The sequence below is a fragment of the Streptomyces sp. NPDC048258 genome (assembly GCF_043201995.1).
Lineage (GTDB): Bacteria > Actinomycetota > Actinomycetes > Streptomycetales > Streptomycetaceae > Streptomyces.
Window position 1 is genome coordinate 164,184 of sequence record NZ_JBICZH010000009.1, and the last position, 17,509, is coordinate 181,692.

Genomic DNA, 17,509 nt, shown 5'->3' on the forward strand with positions numbered 1-17,509 from the left:
GTTCTCCTTCTTGGGACGTACGGGCGGGTGCTCAGCGGGTGGCGCGCGCGGCGTCGAGGATCACGTCGGTGACCACGGTCGGGCGGGAGACGGCCACGGCGTGCGACGCGTCCACCTCGGTGGTGTGCGAGCCGGCGCGCCGGGCCATCCACCGCTCGGCCGCCGGCGGGATGTTCTTGTCGGCGGTGGCGATCAGCGCCCATGACGGGATCGTCTTCCACGCCGCGTCCTGGGCCGTCTCCTCGAGCGCGAGGGTGGAGACCGGGCGCTGGGTCGTGGCCATGACCGCCGCGTCGGCGGCGGGGACGTCGGCGGCGAACTGGCGGTGGTACTCGGCCTGGTCGATGACGAGTTCGGTGCCGGTGCCGCCGCCGGGCAGCGGGTACGGCTGCGGGTTCACCGTCTCGCCGAGGGTGGAGCCGGGGAACTTGGCAGCCAGCTGGGCAGCGCTCTCGCCCTTGTCCGGGGTGAAGGCGGCGATGTAGACGAGGGCCTTCACGCGGCTGTCGCCCGCGGCGGCGCCGCTGATGACGGCGCCGCCGTACGAGTGCCCGACCAGGACGACGGGGCCGTCGACGCCGGCGAGCACTCCGCGGAGGTAGGCGGTGTCGTCGGAGAGACCGCGCAACGGGTTGGCGGTGGCGACGACGGGATAGCCCGCGCGGCGCAGTCGCCTGATCGTGCCGCTCCAGCTGGAGGCGTCGGCGAACGCCCCGTGCACGAGGACGATGGTGGGCTTGGGAGCGTGCCGGTCGGTGTCGGCGGCGGGCGAGCTGCTCGCGGGTGCGGCGCCGATCAGGGAGGCCAGCGTCGCGGGCAGGGCGAGGGCGAGCGTGAGGGCGCGCTTCGTGGGAAGCATGTGCGGTTCCTTGTCGGGTGCTTGTGTTGGTGCGGAGGGACGGGCGGCGGTCGCCTCAGAGGCCGTACGCCTCAAGGAGGCGCAGCCAGACCTCGCTGACCGTCGGGAAGGCGGGGACGGCGTGCCTCAGCCGCTCGAGCGGGACCTCTCCCACGATGGCGACGGTGGCCGTGTGGATGAGTTCGGTCGCCATCGGGCCGGTGAGGGTGCAGCCGACGACGACTCCGCGGGTCTCGTCGACGACGAGCTTGGCGTGGCCGCGGTAGTCGTCCGCGTACAGTGCGGCTCCGGCGACGTCGTCGATGCGGTACTCCACCGCGCGTACCGCGACTCCCGCTTCGCGTGCCGCGCGTTCGGTGAGACCGACGCTCGCGACCTCGGGGTGGGTGAAGACGGCCTGGGGGACGGCGATGCGGTCGGCCTCCGCGCTCCAGGCCTGCCGGCGACCGGTGTCGGCGGGGCGGCCCGCGGCCCGCTCGGCGATCGCCGCGGCGCAGGCGCGGGCCTGGTACTTGGCCATGTGGGTCAGCGGCGCGCGGTGGTTCACGTCGCCGACGGCGTAGAGCCAGTCCCCGTCGAGGGCGGTGACGCGGCAGGTGTCGTCGACCGGGAGCCAGTCGCCGGCCGGCAGGCCGACGGTCTCCAAGCCCAGGTCCGAAGTGCGCGGGCGGCGGCCGGTGGCGGCAAGTACCTCGTCGCAGACGAAGGCGGCTCCGTCGTCGGTCTCCACGGTCACGGTACGGGTGGTCTCGTCACGGGCGACCCGAGTGGCCGAGACCCCGAAGCGGATCGTGACGCCCAGGCCGGTGAGCCCCCGGGTGACCTCCTCGCCGGCGCACGGCTCCCAGCCGGTCAGCAGGGCCTGATCGCGGACGAGCAGGGTGACGGAGGAGCCGAGCGAACGCCACGCGGTGGCCATCTCGCAGGCCACCACTCCCCCGCCGATGACGACGAGCCGCTCCGGCACCGCATCGGCCGTGGTGGCCTGCCGGTTGGTCCACACACCGATCCGGTCGAGCCCTTCGACCGGCGGCAAGGCGGGTTCCGTGCCGGTGCTGAGGACGACCGCGAGCCGCGCCCGCAGGGTACGGACCGCGCCGTCGGCTCCGGTCACCTCCACCCGGCGCTCTCCGGCGAGCCGTCCGTGCCCTCGTACGAGGGGTATGCCGGCGCCGTTCAGCCAGTCGGTCTGCCCGGTGTCGTCGCCACGGCCGGTGAAACGGTCGCGGCGGGCCAGGACCTGCGCCGGGTCGAGCGCCCCGCTCACCGCCTGCCGTGCCCCGTCGACCGACCGTGCGGCCTCCCTGGCCGCACCGGGACGCAAGAGGGCCTTGCTCGGCACGCATGCCCGGTAGGAACACTCGCCGCCGACCGCCTCGGCCTCGACGACGACGGCGGTCAGTCCGGACCGGACGATCCGGTCGGCGGCGACCTCGCCGCCCGGCCCGCCGCCGACCACGACGACGTCGTACGTGTCCTCCATCAGCCGCGCACCAGGGGGGTGTCCACCAGGTGCTCGGCCAGGAACCACACCTGCGCCTCGCCGGTGCGGATGACGTCGGAGACGAGCAGGTCGGTGCTGCCCTCGTCGCCCTCGGCCGAGATCCGGGCGGCGGCGTCCCGCGCGTCGATCAGGATCCGCTCGTGCGCGTCGAGGAGCCGCGACAGCATGACGGGTACCGGCTCCACGCCGTCCGGCGGCCGGGGAACGGCAGTCAGCTCCGCGACGTGGCGCGGGTCTCCGACCGCGACGCCGCCGAGGCTCTGGACCCGCTCGGCCAGCGCGTCCACGATGGCCAGTTGGGCCTCCGCGTGCTTGTCCAGCATGAGGTGGAGCGAGTAGAAGGTCGCCCCGCGCATGAGCCAGTGGTGCTTCTTGTAGAGGGAGTACAGGATCTGTGTGTCGGCGAGTACGCGGTTCAGCCGCTGGCAGGCGTACATGCGCGTGTCGTGGCCGAGGCCGATCGGCAGCTGCTTGAGCGAGCCGAACGCCTGGGTCTCGGCGCCCTTCTGGTGCAGCAGCGGCTGGCCGCCGCCGTGTGGGGGTGTGGTGGTTGTGGCTTCCATCGGGTTCTCCTGGAAGGTGGGAGGGCCCGGCCGTCCGGTCGGGGGGCGCGGAGCGGCCGGACCCGGTCTGTGTGGCTCGCGGTCAGCGCTCGCCTCGGGCGACGGTCTGCGGCGCCGCCGGCGCCTGCCCGTGCAGTACGAGCCGGGTGAGCAGCCCGCTGGCGACGCCCGACGCGAGCACGAGGGCCGTCCACCACAGCGGGTACGGCGTGAGGCCGAGGGCCGCGTCGAGGGACCAGGCACCGGGTCCGGTGGCGGCGAGAGCGGCGGCGGTGCCGATGAGGACAAGCGGGTACTCGTAGCCGTCGTTCTGCACCCAGAGGCCGTTGTGCCATTTCACGGTGAGGGCGACGGTCATGACCCCGATGGCCCCGGTCGCGGCGAGCGGGGTCAGGAAGCCGGAGGCGAGCAGCAGACCCGATCCGATCTGGCCACCGCCCGCCGCCAGCGCGGTGAGGGCTCCGCCGCGGAATCCGTCGGCGCGGAACTCCTCGGTGCCACCCTCGAGTCCCCTGCCGCCCAGGTGCGAGCTGATCTTCTGCACCCCATGGCCGGCGACGAGCAGGCCCACCAGCAGTCGCAGGATCAGAATGCCGGTGTCCACGGAGGTCAGCCGGCCGCGTGTGCGCCGATGACGCTCTGCGCGTACACGACACCCAGACCGTAGGCGCCCGCGTGGGCCTTGACGATCTCCATGACCGCGCCGTACGTCTCCTGGCGCGCCCAGTCGCGCTGCAGCTCGAGGAGCACCTGCACCCAGGTCACCGGGACCGCGCCGGCGGCGATCATCCGCTGGAGCGCGTGCTCGTGGGCGGCCGGGCTGACGCCGCCGGAGGCGTCGGAGACCACGTACACCTCGTACCCCTGCTCCAGCGCGGACAGCGCGGGCAGCACCAAGCAGACCTCGGTCCACAGGCCGGAGAGGATGATCTTCTTGCGCCCGGTCGCCCTGACCGCCGCCACGAGCGCCTCGTCCTCCCAGGCGTTCATCGTCGTGCGGTCGATGACCTCGTGCTTGGGGAACACCTCGGCGAGCTGCGGCAGCAGGGGCCCGGAGAACGACTCGGCGGCCACCGTGGTCAGGACGGCCGGCACGTCGAACGCCTGAGCCGCCTTGGCGAGACCCACGGTGCTGTTGATGATCGCGGCGCGGTCGCCGCTCCCGGTGCCGAAGAACATCTGCGGCTGGTGGTCCACGAAGAGCATGACGGCGTTGTCGGGCGTGAGGAGGTCCGCGCTCGGGGCGGCCTGCACCTTGGTGATGTCGAACATGAGGGGTGTCCTTTCGGAGCGATCGGTATCGCGCCCGCCGCGTTCACGGCCGGGCACACCCCGAAAGTACGACCGGCACAACCGACCGACTTTGCTCCCTGTGCCCAGGAGTTGGCACGACAGCGCACTACCCCGCCGGTGCTCGGCGATGGCTGGACCGGACGGATCGGCAGCACGCACGCCCCCGACATCATTCAGGACCAGACCCGGCGGTTCGAGGCCGCCGGTGCTGCAGGAGCGGCGCTGCGGATCGCCGGGGGTTGGCCCGAGTACACCGACAGTTCCGGCTTCCGCCACTTCAGGCCGGAAAGGCAGCCCCTTTGCCCCCGTTGGGCACCCAGCAGCACGAGTATCCGTACGCCTTCCACATCGCCCTCGACGGCAACGGTCTCAACGGCCTGGAAGGCCGGGCGGGCGTCTGCGTCTTCCGCTACGACCCCGCCACCGGCCGGTACGCGTACAAGATCGAGTACTACGACGGCGTCGCCGGAGGCCACGCCGTCAGCGTCAGCCCGGACCACGCGCTCGGGTTACTCGGCAACACCGGCCAGCACCTGCTCTTCTACGACGCCGCGACGCTGGACGAGGCCGACCGCCTGTCCACCCTGCGGATCGAGCCCACCGACTCGTCCATCAAAGGAACCACGCACATCGCCCGGCTCGGCGACCGGGACATCGTCGGCGCGATCGGCGAGCACCTGTGGCGGTTCGACATCGACAAGCCCGGCCGTCCCGAGCGCCTGGGCCCGCACGGCCTGAAGCTGCCCCACGCCATGAAGACCACGGCCTCCGGCCGCTATCTCGTCTACGGCGGCATGGACCACCCCGGCCGCGGCGAGGCCCGCGAGGTCGGCATCTTCGACCTGCACACCGGCGAGGCCACCGCGTCGACTTACCGGCCACCTGCTGGCACGTGGCCGTCCATCCCCGCGAAGACCGGTTCTACGCCCTCTCCTTCCGCGTCCTGCCCCAGGAAGGACATGACTGGCACGAATGGGCCATGGCCTACCTCAAGGAATACGTCTTCGAGATCGACGCCGAACACGGACAGGTCCTGCGCCACTGGGCGGCCCCCCGTGAGACCCCGGCACACATCAACTCGGACGTCTGCGTCTCCGATCGCGAACTGATCTACTGCAACGGCGGCAGCGGCACCATCGTCATGATCGACCTGGACGATTTCACCACCCACCGCATCATCGACGAGCGCCCCGCCCTGCCCGAGCAACTGCTCGCCGGCCGGCAGGCACTGCACCAGGTGACCGACGCCTTCACCCGCGGCTCGCCGACCGCGAGCAGCAGGCACTTCCTCGCAGCGTTGCGGGTCTCGCGCGGAACTCTGCTCGATTCGGTGTACGCCTGCCAGCTCTCCGCCGACCAGACCCTGCTGTTCACCGCCAACCGGGGGCTCAACACCATCACCGTCTACGACTATCCGGCCAACACTGTCCGGCAGCGGGTGCGCATGCCGCAGCTGCGGCAGTACGTCGACGGCCTCTCCTGGAGGCACGACCCGCGGCTCGGCTTCCACCACAGCACGCTGATCTCTCCTCCGTGAACGCGAATTCACGAGCGCGCGGCCAGCGGGTGTGAGCGCCTCCAGGAGCAGCGGGGCGGTTCACGCCTTCGCGAGGGCTGCGGCTCCGAACGAGACGTCGAAGCGGTCGCACCAGATGCTCACGCTGGTGAACTGGGAAAGGTCGATACCGGGGGGCAGCTCGTAATTCTGATCGCCCTTGTTGCCCTTGAGTTTGCCCAGGGTGACGTACTTGCCGTCGTCAAAGACGCGCCAGCCCGCCACGCCCTCCTTGACCGGGGCATCGCTCAGCAACACCCGCAGGTCGGGACCGTTGCTGGTGTCGAGGTTCTCCAGGCGCAGCGTGTGCGAGCCGTCGGGCAGCCGGACGATCTTCACCGACCCGGTCGTCGCGTGCTCGTGGCTGATCAGCTCGCCCGAGGCGACCGTCCGCGGACCCGCCGCGGCCGGCGGAGCGGAACCCGCTCCCGGCCGGGCCGAGGCCGTCGGTGCGGCTGTCGCGGCGGGCAGTGCCTCGCGCACGGTCTCGTTCTGCCACAGCTTCCACGGCTGGAACCAGTACAGCCCGACGCCCAGCACCACCACGGCCGCGATCGCCGCTCCGGCCAGCAACCGGCCTCGCAACCTCGTGTTTCGCACTGTCATCCCTCTCCCTCGCGGATCATCACACGCATTCAACGCGGTGGAGACAGGGGGGCGCCACATCCGCACCGGTGACGAAACCCTTACGTCGTCGCGCACCGTGTACGCGACGACCGACTGACACAGGAGCACCTGGCCGCAGCCTGGGCGCGGTCCATGGCTCCCGGGGACGCGCCTCCTCCGCATGCGCTGTGCTGACGTTCGGCGCACGCTTGAGCGTGGGAGCGCTACCGGAGCGAGATGGTCCTTCCCGCTCCCGGTGACGCGGTGCCCCACCCACCATCGGTGAGGCCGCGGGCCCCAGGGCCGCCGGGTGCGTGGCTCGCGCAGTCGGCAACGGCCTTCCTGAACCTCCGGGGCCCTTCGGCAAGGCGAAGGAGAGCTTGTGAACCGTTACCGGCCCATCGCCGATGCCATGGCCCTCGACGAACAGGTCGGCACGGCGGAGACCCGGCCGGGAACCGGCACCGGACGCCCTCGCCCGCCGAGGCGGGGAGGCGAAGCCGGTGGCTGACGCAAGGACGCCGGGAGATGCGTCGAGGGCACAGCGGCGGGTCCTCGCCCCGCTGGCACTCGCGCAGTTCATCTGCAGCTTCGCCGGCTCGAACATGAATGTGATGATCAACGACATCAGCACGGACCTCGACACCACCGTGCAGGGCGTGCAGGTCGCGATCACGATCTTCCTGCTCGTCATGGCCGCGCTGATGATCCCCGGCGGCAAGCTGACCGACCGCTACGGCCGCAAGCGCTGCTTCCTGGCCGGCCTCGCCGTGTACGGGATCGGCGCCCTGCTGAGCGCCGCCGCCCCCGGCCTGGGCGTCCTGATCCTCGGCAACTCGATCCTCGAGGGTGTCGGTACGGCCCTGCTCATCCCGCCCGTGTACATCCTCACGACGCTCCTCTTCACGGACATGACCTCCCGGGCCCGCGCGTTCGGGACCATCATGGCGTTGGGCGGCATCGGCGCTGCGGCAGGTCCGTTGATCGGCGGGCTCATCACCTCGTGGCTCAGCTGGCGGGCCGCCTTCGTGTTCCAGGCCCTGGTGATCGCGTTGATCATCGTACTGAGCCGTCACCTCGAGGATCCCCTGCCACCGGATCCGACACGCCCCTTCGACACCGTCGGAGCCGTCCTGTCGGCCGCCGGGCTCGTCCTCGTCGTCATGGGCATCCTGGCCGCCGACAACAACGTCTGGCTGATGATCGGTCTGCTCGCGCTCGGCGCGCTCACGCTGCTGTGGTTCTTCCGCTACGTACGCGCCCGCGAGACGGCCGGCAAGGAACCGCTGCTGTCCACCAGTCTGTTCCGCAACCGCACCTCCAACCTCGGCCTCGTCACCCAGAACGTGCAATGGCTGCTGCTCATGGGATCCTCCTTCACGGTGGCGGCCTACCTGCAGGTCGTGCGCGGCTACGACGCCATCGAGACCGGCGTGATCTTCACCGCGGCCACCCTCGGCCTGCTCACCTCCTCCCTGGCCGCCGAACGCCTCGCGAAACGGCGGCCCCAGCGGACCCTCATCACGGCGGGATTCGTCGTCACGATCGCCGGCATCGTCGTCCTGATCGCCATGGTCGACAGCTTCCCGAGCGCCTGGGCCTTCGCCCCCGGACTCCTCCTGCTCGGACTGGGCCTGGGCGTGATGCTGACCCCATCGGTCAACATCGTCCAGTCGAGCTTCCCCGAGGAGCGGCAGGGCGAGATCTCCGGCCTGTCCCGCAGCATGTCGAACCTCGGCTCCTCACTGGGCACCGCCGTGGCCGGCACGATCCTGGTCGCCGGACTCAGCAGGGGCGCCTACGCCGCCGCCATGATCGCACTCGCCGCCCTGGGGCTCGTCGGACTCGCTGCCGCGGTCCTTCTCCCCAAGGCCCCGGCCGGACCCGGCGCGGCGGGCTCTCCGCCCTAGGCGGTCCTGTCGTTCTGAGTCCTCCGAACGATCTCGTCGACCTTGGCAGGGATCGGACCATGCCCATGCTTGTCGGAACCTCGGGGTGGCAGTACAAGGACTGGCGCGGCGTTCTCTACCCGCCCGAGCAGCCGCAGCGACTGTGGCTGGAGGAGTACGCCCGGCAATTCGCCACCGTCGAGAACAACAACGCCTTCTACCGGCTTCCCACGACGGAGGTCTTCGGGTCCTGGCGGGAGCGGACACCCGACGGGTTCGTCATGGCGGTCAAGGCCAGCCGCTACCTGACCCATCTGAAGCGGCTGCACGACCCCGAGGAGCCGGTGCACCGGCTGATGGAACGCGCCGCGGGCCTCGGCGACCGGTTGGGGCCCGTCCTGCTGCAGTTGCCGCCGAACTTCCGGGAGGACGTCGGGGCGCTGGACACGTGCCTCAGCTGCTTTCCCGACACGGTCCGGGTGGCTGTCGAATTCCGCCACGCCTCGTGGTGGGAGGCGGAGCGGGAGGTGCGGGCGGTGCTGGAGCGGCATGGCAGCGCGCTGTGCTGGGCGGACAGGTGGTCCCGCCCGGTGACGCCGCTGTGGCGTACCGCGCCATGGGGGTACGTCCGATTCCACGGCGGCATCGCCGAACCGCCGCCGCGCTACGGCCGGCAAGCCTTGAAGTCCTGGGCAGGACGCATCGCCGACGGCTGGCCGGACGAGGCGGATGTGTACGTGTACTTCAACAACGACCTCGGTGGTGCGGCCGTCGTCGATGCCGTGAAATTCGCCCGCACGGCGGCCGCGATGGGCAGGACGGTGAGCCGTACGCCTCCGTCCCCGCGGACCGGTCGACGTGGCCGCCTTGAGTGAGAGCGAGCCCACCGGTGCACGGAACGCCGACGTTGGGGACGTCACGGAGTGCGCCCGACCGGTGGCGTAGCGCAGCACGGAGGTTCCTCCACGGGCGCACCGGCGACTCGAGCGCGGATGATGGAGGAGGGCAAGGTCACACGCATCGAAAGCGTGAGTCACATGACGACAGCTGCCGACTCCTACAGACCGGTCCACGTGACAGCCGCACTGGACACGCCGCTCTCGCGTTGGCTGTGGCTGGTCAAGTGGATCCTCGCGATCCCCCACTTCATCGTGCTCTTCTTCCTGTGGATCGCCTTCCTCGTGGTCAGCCTGATCGCGTTCTTCGCCATCCTCTTCACCGAGCGCTACCCACGAGCGCTCTTCGACTTCAACCTCGGGGTGCTGCGCTGGTCTTGGCGGGTCTCGTACTACGCGTACGGCGCGCTGGGTACCGACCGGTACCCGCCGTTCAGCCTCGGCCCCGAACCCGGATACCCGGCCCGGCTCGACATCGCGTACCCGGAACGCCTGTCCCGAGGGCTGGTGCTGGTGAAATGGTGGCTGCTCGCCATCCCGCACTACCTCGTGATCGGCTTCTTCACCGGTGCCCCGCGAGGTGGGTGGTGCGGTGGCGGTCTGATCGGTCTCCTCGCGCTCATCGCGGTCGTCACGCTCGCCTTCACCGAGAAGTACCCGCGCGATCTGTTCGACCTTGTGGTCGGGCTCAACCGGTGGGTGCTCCGCGTCACCGCGTACGCCGCTCTCATGACGGACGAGTACCCGCCCTTCCGGCTCGACATGGGCGGTGAGGAGCGGACCGCCCCAGGCTGACCACGCGGCCGGGCCGCTCCCCGCGACCGGCTACTGCCAGTCGTCCCAGGGCGGGTCCATCTCGTCCAGGTCGAAAGGCGGTTCGTCGTCGTGCGACGCCGCGGGCCGCGCCCCCGGCACGGGCGGTGCGAGGGCCGGGCCGGCAGAGGACGGCGGAACGGACTCGGCAGGGAGGGCGGGAACGGCGGCAGCGGCAGCGGCAGCAGGGGCAGAGGCGGGGGCGTCGCACTCCGCCAGGGTGTCGAGGACGCCCTCGCCGTACTTGGTGAGTTTGGCCTCCCCGACCCCGCCGATCGTGGCCAGCTCCTCGACGGTGGCGGGGAACCGCGTCGCGATCTCCCGCAGCGTCGCGTCGTGGAAGACGACGTACGCCGGTACACCCTGCTCGCGGGCCGTCGCGGCCCGCCAGGCACGCAGGGCCTCGAAGACCGGTACCGCGGCCGCCGGCAGGTCGACGGGCACGCGGGCGCCCTTGCCGGAGCGCGACCCGGACTCCTTCCGGGGCGGGCCGACAGTCGGCTTCTCCTTCCGCATCAGGACGCTGCGGCGCCCTCCCAGCACCTCGCCGCTGCCGTCCGTCAGCACGAGCGTCCCGTAGTCGCCCTCCACCGTCAGCAGCCGCAGCGCCAGCAGCTGCCGGACGACCCCCCGCCACTCCGCGGTGCTCAGGTCCGACCCGACGCCGAACACCGAGAGCGCGTCGTGGTCGAACTGGATGACCTTGGCCGTCTTCTTGCCCTGCAGGATGTCGATGATCTGGCCCGCGCCGAACTTCTGGCGCCGTTCCTTCGCCAGCCGCCACACCGTCGACAGCAGCTTCTGCGCCGCGACCGTGCCGTCCCAGGACTCCGCCGGCGTCAGACAGGTGTCGCAGTTGCCGCACGGCTCGCCCGACTGCCCGAAGTACTCCAGTAGTCCCACCCGACGGCAGTTGACCGTCTCGCACAGCGCGAGCATGGCGTCCAGGTGCATGGCCAGGGAGCGGCGGTGCGCCTCGTCGCCCTCGGAGCCGTCGATGAGCTTGCGCTGCTGGACCACGTCCTGCAGGCCGTACGCCAGCCAGGCCGTGGCCGGCTCGCCGTCGCGGCCGGCCCGGCCGGTCTCCTGGTAGTAGCCCTCGACCGACTTCGGCAGGTCGAGGTGGGCCACGAAGCGTACGTCCGGCTTGTCGATGCCCATGCCGAAGGCGATGGTGGCCACCACCACGACCCCGTCCTCGCGCAGGAAGCGCGACTGGTTCGCCGCACGTGCTCGGGCGTCCATTCCGGCGTGGTACGGCACGGCGTCGATGCCCTGCTCCACCAGGAAGGCCGCGGTCTTCTCCACCGAGGACCGCGAGAGGCAGTAGACGACTCCGGCGTCCCCGTCGTGCTCGGTGCGGAGCAGCGCCAGCAGCTGCTTGAGCGGGTTGTCCTTCGCGACGATGCGGTACTGGATGTTCGGCCGGTCGAAGCCGGCGACGAAGTGCCGGGCATCCTCCAGACCGAGCCGCGCCGCGATCTCGGCGTGGGTGGCCTCGGTGGCCGTCGCGGTCAGCGCGATCCGCGGCACCTTCGGCCAGCGCTCGTGCAGCATGGACAGCGCGAGGTAGTCGGGCCGGAAGTCGTGACCCCACTGGGCGACACAGTGCGCCTCGTCGATCGCGAAGAGCGCCACCTTGCCCCGGTCGAGCAGCCGCTGCGCGCTCTCGGTGCGCAGCCGCTCGGGAGCCAGGTAGAGCAGGTCCAGCTCGTCGGCGAGGAAGGCCTGCTCGACCGCCTGCCGTTCGTGCGGGGCCTGCGTCGAGTTGAGGAATCCGGCCCGCACGCCCAGGGCGGTGAGCGCGTCCACCTGGTCCTGCATCAGTGCGATGAGCGGCGAGATCACGACGCCCGTGCCCTCTCTGACGAGCGCCGGGATCTGGTAGCAGAGCGACTTGCCGCCGCCGGTCGGCATGAGCACGAGGGCATCACCGCCGTCGACGACCTGCTCGATGATCTGCTGCTGCTCGCCGCGGAAGGAGTTGTAACCGAATACGCGGTGGAGCACCTGCAGAGCATCGGAGATCTCGGGGGAAGCGTCCGGAAGGGCCATTCACGAAGCGTAACGTCACCCGCCGACACCCCGGCCCCGCTCACCGGAAACCTGTGGACAACTCCCCGGCCCGGGCCGTCAGCGCACCGGGCCTTCGCCGGCGCCCCCGCACCGCACACCGCACACCGCCACACGCCTCGCACCGGCCGGGCGGCACGCGGGCCCGCACCCCGCCGGAGATGCGGGCCGGTGCGTGCTCGCCGCAGGTGCGGGTGCGGGTGCTACCAGGAGGACTTGGTGACTCCGGGGAGGAATCCGGCGTGCGCCTGCTCGCGCATCCGGACGCGGGAGAGCCCGAACTTCCGCAGATGTCCGCGGGGCCGGCCGTCGACGCCGTCCCGGTTGCGCACCCGGGTGGCGCTGGCGTCGCGGGGCTGCCTGCGCAGCTCCTCCAGCGCGGCCCGGCGCTCGGCCCCGGTCGAGGACGGCCGCCGGAGGACCTCCTTCAGCTCGGTACGCCGGGCCGCGTACCGCTCGACGGTCCGCTTGCGCTTCTCGTTCTGCGCGATCTTGCTCTTCTTGGCCATCAGACCTTGACCCCTCGCGCGCGGATCCGCGCCACCGCGGCCTCGATGCCGATGCTGTCGATGGTCTTGATCGCCTTCGCGCTCAGGGTCAGGCGCACGTGGCGCCCCTCGCTCGGCAGCCAGTAGCGCTTGCTCTGGATGTTGGGGTCGAAGCGGCGGGACGTACGCCGGTGCGAGTGGGAGATGGTGTTGCCGAAGCCCGGCTGGGCGCCGGTCAGCTGGCAGTGGGCGGACAAGGTGTTACCTGCCTCTCTCTGAACCGAAACCGTTATTGGAAACGATTTCCATTCCCGTATAGTAGCGGCATGGCACGCAACGAAGTACGCCCGATCGTCAAGCTCCGCTCCACCGCGGGCACCGGCTACACCTACGTCACCCGCAAGAACCGCCGGAACGACCCGGACCGCATGGTGCTGCGCAAGTTCGACCCGGTGGCGCGCCGGCACGTCGACTTCCGCGAAGAGCGCTGACCCCCGCCCCCCTGCCCGAAGGACACCGCCATGAAGCCTGGGATCCACCCCGCCTACGGCCCCGTCGTCTTCCGCGACAAGGCCGCCGACTTCGCCTTCCTCACCCGCTCGACCGCCACCAGTGACAAGACGGTCGACTGGGAGGACGGCAACACCTACCCCGTCATCGACGTCGAGATCTCCTCGCAGAGCCACCCCTTCTACACCGGCACCGCACGCGTCCTGGACACCGCCGGCCGCGTCGAGCGCTTCCAGCGCCGCTACGGGAGCACGGCATGAGCCTGCCCGTCGTCATCGTCGGCGGGCTCCACTCCGACGCCCGCGGAGAGGTCGTGGACCGGCTGCTGCGTACCGTCCCGGGCAGCGTCGCCCTCCACCACGACCTGGCCACGGCAGCGACAGGCACCGTCCAGCGCGTGGTGCGCGACGCCTCGGGCGAGCTGTCCCGGGGCGAGACGCCCCTCGTCGACGACTGCGCCTGCTGCGCACTGCGCGAGGACCTGGTCCCCGAGCTCGAACGGATGGCCGGCAGCGGTCTGACGCGGCTGGCCGTCGTCGAGCTGTGGGACTCCGTCGAACCCAAGGCGATGGCCGAGGTCGTCACCGCGCACGGCGCCGGCGTCCTCGACCTCACCGGCGTGATCACCGCGGTCGACCCGGCGCTCGTGCTCCCGTACCTCGTCAACGGCGACGACCTGGCCGAGGTGGGCCTCGCCGCGGCCGCCACCGACCGGCGCACCGTCGGAGACACCTGGGCGCGGCAGCTCGAGTACGCCCCCGTACTCGCCCTCGTCGACAGCGGGGACGCCGACGACGAGGACCGCGCGCTGCTCGCCCAGCTCCACCCGACCGCCCGCCAGGTGCCCGCCGGATCCGGAGAACTCGCCCGACTGGCCTTCGCCGGCTTCGACGTGGAGACGGCGGCCGCCGCCCAGCACCCGGCCTGCGCCCTGCTCCCCCAGGAGGCGGAGGAAGCAGGAGTCACCACCTTCGTCTGGCACCGCCGCCGTCCCTTCCACCCCGAACGCCTCTACGAGGCGCTGGAAGACCTCTGCTGCGCGGCCGCCCGCAGCCGCGGGCGGTTCTGGCTCGCCGACCGCCCCGACACCCTGCTCGCCTGGGACGCCGCGGGCGGCGCCCTCTGCGTGGAGAACGCCGGACCCTGGCTGGCCTCCCTCCCGGAGGCCGCCTGGGAACTGGTCCCCCCGATGCGTAGAGCGGCCGCCTCCCTCGACTGGCATCCCGAACACGGCGACTGCTGCCAGCACCTCGTCTTCACCTCACCCGGCCTCGACCGCGAGGGCCTGGCGCACCTCCTCGAGTCCTGCCTGCTCACCGACGCCGAATACGCGGCAGGACCCGAGGCGTGGAGAACGCTCCCCGCTGCCTTCGACTCCCTCCTCGACCCCGTCTCCTGACCCGCCCCACGACCCACAAGGAACCCACATGGCCCGCCGCCGGACCCCCCACAAGCCGCTCGCGTCCCGTCCCAACCCGCTGGACGCCGCGAAGATCACGTACATCGACTACAAGGACACCGACCTGCTGCGGAAGTTCATCTCCGACCGCGGCAAGATCCGCAGCCGCCGCGTCACCCGCGTCACGGCCCAGCAGCAGCGCCGCCTCGCCGCAGCGATCAAGAACGCCCGCGAGATGGCCCTGCTCCCCTACGGCAGCCGGTAGTTCCCTTCGAAAGAGACGTACGGCCCTGCTTCCTTCGAGTGACGGTGCCCCGGCCGGAGTCGGGGGAGAACCGCAGCGTGTGAGGTTTCTTCACCTTCTGATGGTGCGGGTGGTGCATGTGCGGCGGGTGTTCTCCGTTCAGGATCATCGGGTGCCCGGTGCGAGGGAGCGTGCACCCGTGACAGGAGAAGAGACACATTGATGCAGGTCCGTCCGCCGAAGGACGTGCGTGTCCTGGTCGTCGGAGCAGGCTTCTCCGGGATCGGTGCCGCCATCCGGCTGCGCGAAGCGGGGTTCCGCGACGTGCTCATCCTGGAGCAGGGGCCGCAACTCGGCGGCACGTGGCGGGAGAACACCTATCCGGGCGCCGCCTGCGACGTGCCCTCGACGCTCTACAGCTACTCCTTCACCCCGGACACCGCCTGGAGCAGGGTCTTCGCCGGGCAGCCGGAAATCCATGCCTATCTGAAGGCGACGGCCGAGCGCTACGGGATCGGGGACATGCTGCGCTGCGGCGTCCGGGTACGCGGCGCCCGGTGGGATCAGGAGGCGGGCCGCTGGCTGGTGGAGACCAGCGACGGGCTCTGTCGCGCCGCCGTGCTGGTGGTGGCCACCGGGCCTTGGCACGTCCCGCACCGCCTCGACGTGCCGGGGATCGAGGACTTCGACGGGCCCGTGCTCCACACCGCCCGCTGGGACCACGGCGTGGACCTGACCGGGCGCCGGGTGACCGTGGTGGGGAGCGGAGCGTCGGCCGTCCAGGTCGTCCCGGCCGTCCAGGCCCGGGCCGCGGCCGTGCACCTCTTCCAGCGCACACCGCAGTGGGTGCTGCCCAAGCCCGACCTGCCGCTCCCCGCCGCGCTCAACCGGCTGCTCGACCGCCTGCCCGGCGCCCGTACCGCCCTGCGCGGCGGCCAGTACGCACTCCAGGAGGGCTTCGGCTACGCCTTCCGCCACCCCCGTGTCGCCCGCCTCCTCGAGGCCGGGGCCCGCGCCCACCTGCGCCTGGCCGTCCCCGACCGGACGCTCCGCCGCGACCTCACGCCGGACTACCGGCTGGGGTGCAAGCGCCTGCTGACGTCCAGCACCTTCTACCCCGCTCTGGCCCAGCCGCACGTACGCCTTCACCCCACCGCGGTGACCGCCGTACGCGGCAACGAGGTCGTCGGAGCCGACGGCACCGCGGTCCGGACCGACGTACTCATCGAGGCCACCGGCTTCCGCGTCGGTCAGCTGCCGCTGGCCCGAACCCTGCACGGCACGGACGGCCGGACCCTGGACGAAGCCTGGGGAGGCCGGCCGCAGGCCTACCTCGGCACCACCGTCAGCGGCTTCCCCAACCTCTTCCTGCTGCTGGGGCCGAACCTGCTCGGCGGTTCCACCTCCGCGATCACCGTCCTGGAAGCCCAACTGGACTACCTCGTCTCCGCCCTCGCCCACCTCGACCGCGGCGGACACCGCTCCCTGGAGGTCCACCACGCCGCACAGGCCGCGCACAACGCCTCGGTACAGGAGGCGCTCGCGACCACGGTGTACAACTCCGGCGGCTGCACCAGCTACTACTTCTCCTCCGGCGGACGCAACACCTTCGCCTGGCCCTGGTCCACCGGACGCCTGGTCCGCCGGCTGAGCCGCCTCGACCCGGCGTCGTACACCTGGGGCCCGCCGGTCCACCCCGTGTCCCTGCCCGCTCAACCGGGACCGCCCAGCGAGGAGCGCGTGGCTCCGGCGCACGGGGAGCGTTAGACGGGGGACCGGAATCGGTTGCGGTATTCCGTCGGTGTCGTGTCGAGTTTCCGGCGGAACGCGCGGATGAGGGTGTCGGTCGTGTTGAAACCGCAGGTGGACGCGATGCGTTCCAGGGTGGCGTCCGTGGATTCGAGCTGATTGCGGGCCACTTCGACACGGGCCGATTCGATGTACGCGGCCGGGGTCATACCGAGTTCGGTCTTGAAGATCCGGGTGAGCTGGCGTTCACTCACGTGGGCGTGCCCGGCGAGATCGGTGACCGTGAGCTGCTCGGCGATGTTCCGCGTGATGTGGAGGCGGAGGTCTTCGATGCGCCGGGTCGTCGAGACGGGTTCGAGCGGGACGCTGAACTGGCTCTGCCCGCTCGGCCGTTTCAGGTACATCACGAGCTGCCGGGCGACACGGAGCGCGACGACCTCGCCGAAGTCGTCGGCGACGAGGGCGAGTGACAGGTCGAGGCAGGCACTGATTCCCGCGCCGGTCCACACGTCCTGATCGCGGATGAAGATCGGATCGGCGTCGACCTCGATCGAAGGGTGATCGGCGGCGAGTTGCTGCGCGGTCGACCAATGGGTCGTGGCGCGCTTGCCGTCCAGCAGCCCGGCGGCCGCGAGGATGTGCGCCCCGACACAGACGGATGCGACACGCCGTGACGTGCCGGCGAGCGTCCTCACCCAGTCGACCACGGCGGCATCGGTGACGGCGCGTACGCGCCGTTGGCCGTCGACTTCGACCGAGCCGGGCACCAGGAGGGTGTCGATGCTCCTCCCCGACACCTCCTGGAAGGTGAGGTCGGGGAGGACGCGCACCCCGGCGGAGGTGGTGACGGGGTCCTTGGTCTCGGCTGCCAGGACCACGTCGTAACCCGTGGCGTCGTCCACCTCGCGTTGCAGCAGGGAGAACACTTCCGGAGGGCCGGTGACGTCCAGCAGGTCGACGCCGTCGAAGAGGATGACGACGATGAAGCGTTTGACGGTACTCAAGTGATCTCCACGGGATGTCCGTATCTGCAAGTTGGATGACATTGCCGACACATCTGGTGGGTCG

General features: G+C 71.1%; 20 protein-coding genes. 10 read left to right on the top strand and 10 right to left on the bottom strand.

Features of this window, described 5'->3' with window-relative positions; all coding sequences use genetic code 11:
• Window positions 1-31: 31 nt before the first annotated feature.
• The 5 genes from ACGFYQ_RS21635 to ACGFYQ_RS21655 all read right to left on the bottom strand — a co-directional run bounded on the left by ACGFYQ_RS21635 (window position 32) and on the right by ACGFYQ_RS21655 (window position 4,198).
• Entirely contained in the window at window positions 32-859 is an 828-nt protein-coding gene (locus ACGFYQ_RS21635; protein ID WP_393746221.1) for an alpha/beta fold hydrolase, read from the bottom strand.
• Window positions 860-914: 55 nt separating this feature from the next.
• Complete coding sequence (locus ACGFYQ_RS21640; protein WP_393746223.1) at window positions 915-2,342, bottom strand: dihydrolipoyl dehydrogenase family protein; 1,428 nt, start codon at window positions 2,340-2,342, stop codon at window positions 915-917.
• Entirely contained in the window at window positions 2,342-2,926 is a 585-nt protein-coding gene (locus ACGFYQ_RS21645) for a Dps family protein (protein WP_393746225.1), read from the bottom strand. Before ACGFYQ_RS21645 ends, ACGFYQ_RS21640 begins: the two co-directional genes overlap by 1 nt.
• An 82-nt stretch (window positions 2,927-3,008) precedes the next feature.
• Window positions 3,009-3,530: a DoxX family protein gene (locus tag ACGFYQ_RS21650; RefSeq protein WP_393746227.1), complete on the bottom strand. Its 522-nt coding sequence runs from the start codon at window positions 3,528-3,530 to the stop codon at window positions 3,009-3,011.
• Between the two features lie 5 nt (window positions 3,531-3,535).
• Window positions 3,536-4,198: a hydrolase gene (locus tag ACGFYQ_RS21655; RefSeq protein WP_382728298.1), complete on the bottom strand. Its 663-nt coding sequence runs from the start codon at window positions 4,196-4,198 to the stop codon at window positions 3,536-3,538.
• Between the two features lie 329 nt (window positions 4,199-4,527).
• Here ACGFYQ_RS21655 and ACGFYQ_RS21660 point away from each other — a divergent pair, with 329 nt between their 5' ends.
• Both ACGFYQ_RS21660 and ACGFYQ_RS21665 read left to right on the top strand, forming a co-directional pair.
• On the top strand, window positions 4,528-5,328 hold the full coding sequence (locus tag ACGFYQ_RS21660; RefSeq protein ID WP_393746230.1) for a hypothetical protein: 801 nt from the start codon (window positions 4,528-4,530) through the stop codon (window positions 5,326-5,328).
• Window positions 5,329-5,360: 32 nt separating this feature from the next.
• Window positions 5,361-5,756: a hypothetical protein gene (locus ACGFYQ_RS21665; RefSeq protein ID WP_393746232.1), complete on the top strand. Its 396-nt coding sequence runs from the start codon at window positions 5,361-5,363 to the stop codon at window positions 5,754-5,756.
• Window positions 5,757-5,816: 60 nt separating this feature from the next.
• Here the strand turns inward: ACGFYQ_RS21665 and ACGFYQ_RS21670 are convergent, their stop codons facing one another.
• Window positions 5,817-6,380 carry a DM13 domain-containing protein gene (locus ACGFYQ_RS21670; RefSeq protein WP_393746234.1) on the bottom strand — a complete coding sequence of 188 codons (564 nt, stop codon included), beginning with the start codon at window positions 6,378-6,380 and terminating at the stop codon, window positions 5,817-5,819.
• 503 nt (window positions 6,381-6,883) lie between these two features.
• Between ACGFYQ_RS21670 and ACGFYQ_RS21675 the strand changes: the two genes are divergently transcribed.
• The 3 genes from ACGFYQ_RS21675 (at window position 6,884) to ACGFYQ_RS21685 (ending at window position 9,960) form a co-directional block, all read left to right on the top strand.
• Window positions 6,884-8,290 carry an MFS transporter gene (locus tag ACGFYQ_RS21675; RefSeq protein ID WP_393746236.1) on the top strand — a complete coding sequence of 469 codons (1,407 nt, stop codon included), beginning with the start codon at window positions 6,884-6,886 and terminating at the stop codon, window positions 8,288-8,290.
• 59 nt (window positions 8,291-8,349) lie between these two features.
• Window positions 8,350-9,144, top strand: coding sequence for a DUF72 domain-containing protein (locus tag ACGFYQ_RS21680; RefSeq protein ID WP_393746238.1), 795 nt, complete (start codon window positions 8,350-8,352; stop codon window positions 9,142-9,144).
• A gap of 162 nt (window positions 9,145-9,306) precedes the next feature.
• Window positions 9,307-9,960, top strand: a complete 654-nt coding sequence (locus ACGFYQ_RS21685; protein ID WP_393746240.1) for a DUF4389 domain-containing protein — start codon at window positions 9,307-9,309, stop codon at window positions 9,958-9,960.
• 30 nt (window positions 9,961-9,990) lie between these two features.
• Here ACGFYQ_RS21685 and recQ read toward each other — a convergent pair whose 3' ends face one another.
• The 3 genes from recQ to rpmB all read right to left on the bottom strand — a co-directional run bounded on the left by recQ (window position 9,991) and on the right by rpmB (window position 12,796).
• Window positions 9,991-12,033: a DNA helicase RecQ gene (gene recQ, locus ACGFYQ_RS21690; RefSeq protein WP_393746242.1), complete on the bottom strand. Its 2,043-nt coding sequence runs from the start codon at window positions 12,031-12,033 to the stop codon at window positions 9,991-9,993.
• Between the two features lie 221 nt (window positions 12,034-12,254).
• On the bottom strand, window positions 12,255-12,560 hold the full coding sequence (gene rpsN / locus ACGFYQ_RS21695) for a 30S ribosomal protein S14 (protein WP_393746244.1): 306 nt from the start codon (window positions 12,558-12,560) through the stop codon (window positions 12,255-12,257).
• Window positions 12,560-12,796, bottom strand: a complete 237-nt coding sequence (gene rpmB, locus ACGFYQ_RS21700; RefSeq protein WP_393746247.1) for a 50S ribosomal protein L28 — start codon at window positions 12,794-12,796, stop codon at window positions 12,560-12,562. Before rpmB ends, rpsN begins: the two co-directional genes overlap by 1 nt.
• A gap of 69 nt (window positions 12,797-12,865) precedes the next feature.
• Here rpmB and rpmG point away from each other — a divergent pair, with 69 nt between their 5' ends.
• The 5 genes from rpmG to ACGFYQ_RS21725 all read left to right on the top strand — a co-directional run bounded on the left by rpmG (window position 12,866) and on the right by ACGFYQ_RS21725 (window position 16,459).
• Window positions 12,866-13,030 (top strand): 50S ribosomal protein L33, encoded by a 165-nt coding sequence (gene rpmG, locus ACGFYQ_RS21705; protein ID WP_030718078.1) that lies wholly within the window; start codon window positions 12,866-12,868, stop codon window positions 13,028-13,030.
• Window positions 13,031-13,060: 30 nt separating this feature from the next.
• Window positions 13,061-13,309 carry a type B 50S ribosomal protein L31 gene (locus tag ACGFYQ_RS21710; RefSeq protein ID WP_254380669.1) on the top strand — a complete coding sequence of 83 codons (249 nt, stop codon included), beginning with the start codon at window positions 13,061-13,063 and terminating at the stop codon, window positions 13,307-13,309.
• Window positions 13,306-14,448 (top strand): CobW family GTP-binding protein, encoded by a 1,143-nt coding sequence (locus ACGFYQ_RS21715; protein ID WP_393746250.1) that lies wholly within the window; start codon window positions 13,306-13,308, stop codon window positions 14,446-14,448. Before ACGFYQ_RS21710 ends, ACGFYQ_RS21715 begins: the two co-directional genes overlap by 4 nt.
• Before the next feature lie 28 nt (window positions 14,449-14,476).
• The gene (gene rpsR / locus ACGFYQ_RS21720) at window positions 14,477-14,713 is read left to right on the top strand and encodes a 30S ribosomal protein S18 (RefSeq protein ID WP_393746252.1); all 237 of its coding nucleotides are present in this window, start codon (window positions 14,477-14,479) and stop codon (window positions 14,711-14,713) included.
• Window positions 14,714-14,914: 201 nt separating this feature from the next.
• Complete coding sequence (locus ACGFYQ_RS21725) at window positions 14,915-16,459, top strand: flavin-containing monooxygenase (protein WP_393746254.1); 1,545 nt, start codon at window positions 14,915-14,917, stop codon at window positions 16,457-16,459.
• On the opposite strand, the gene ACGFYQ_RS21730 is transcribed toward ACGFYQ_RS21725, so the two are convergent.
• The gene (locus ACGFYQ_RS21730) at window positions 16,456-17,445 is read right to left on the bottom strand and encodes a GlxA family transcriptional regulator (RefSeq protein WP_393746256.1); all 990 of its coding nucleotides are present in this window, start codon (window positions 17,443-17,445) and stop codon (window positions 16,456-16,458) included. The genes ACGFYQ_RS21725 and ACGFYQ_RS21730 overlap by 4 nt on opposite strands.
• Window positions 17,446-17,509: the final 64 nt, after the last annotated feature.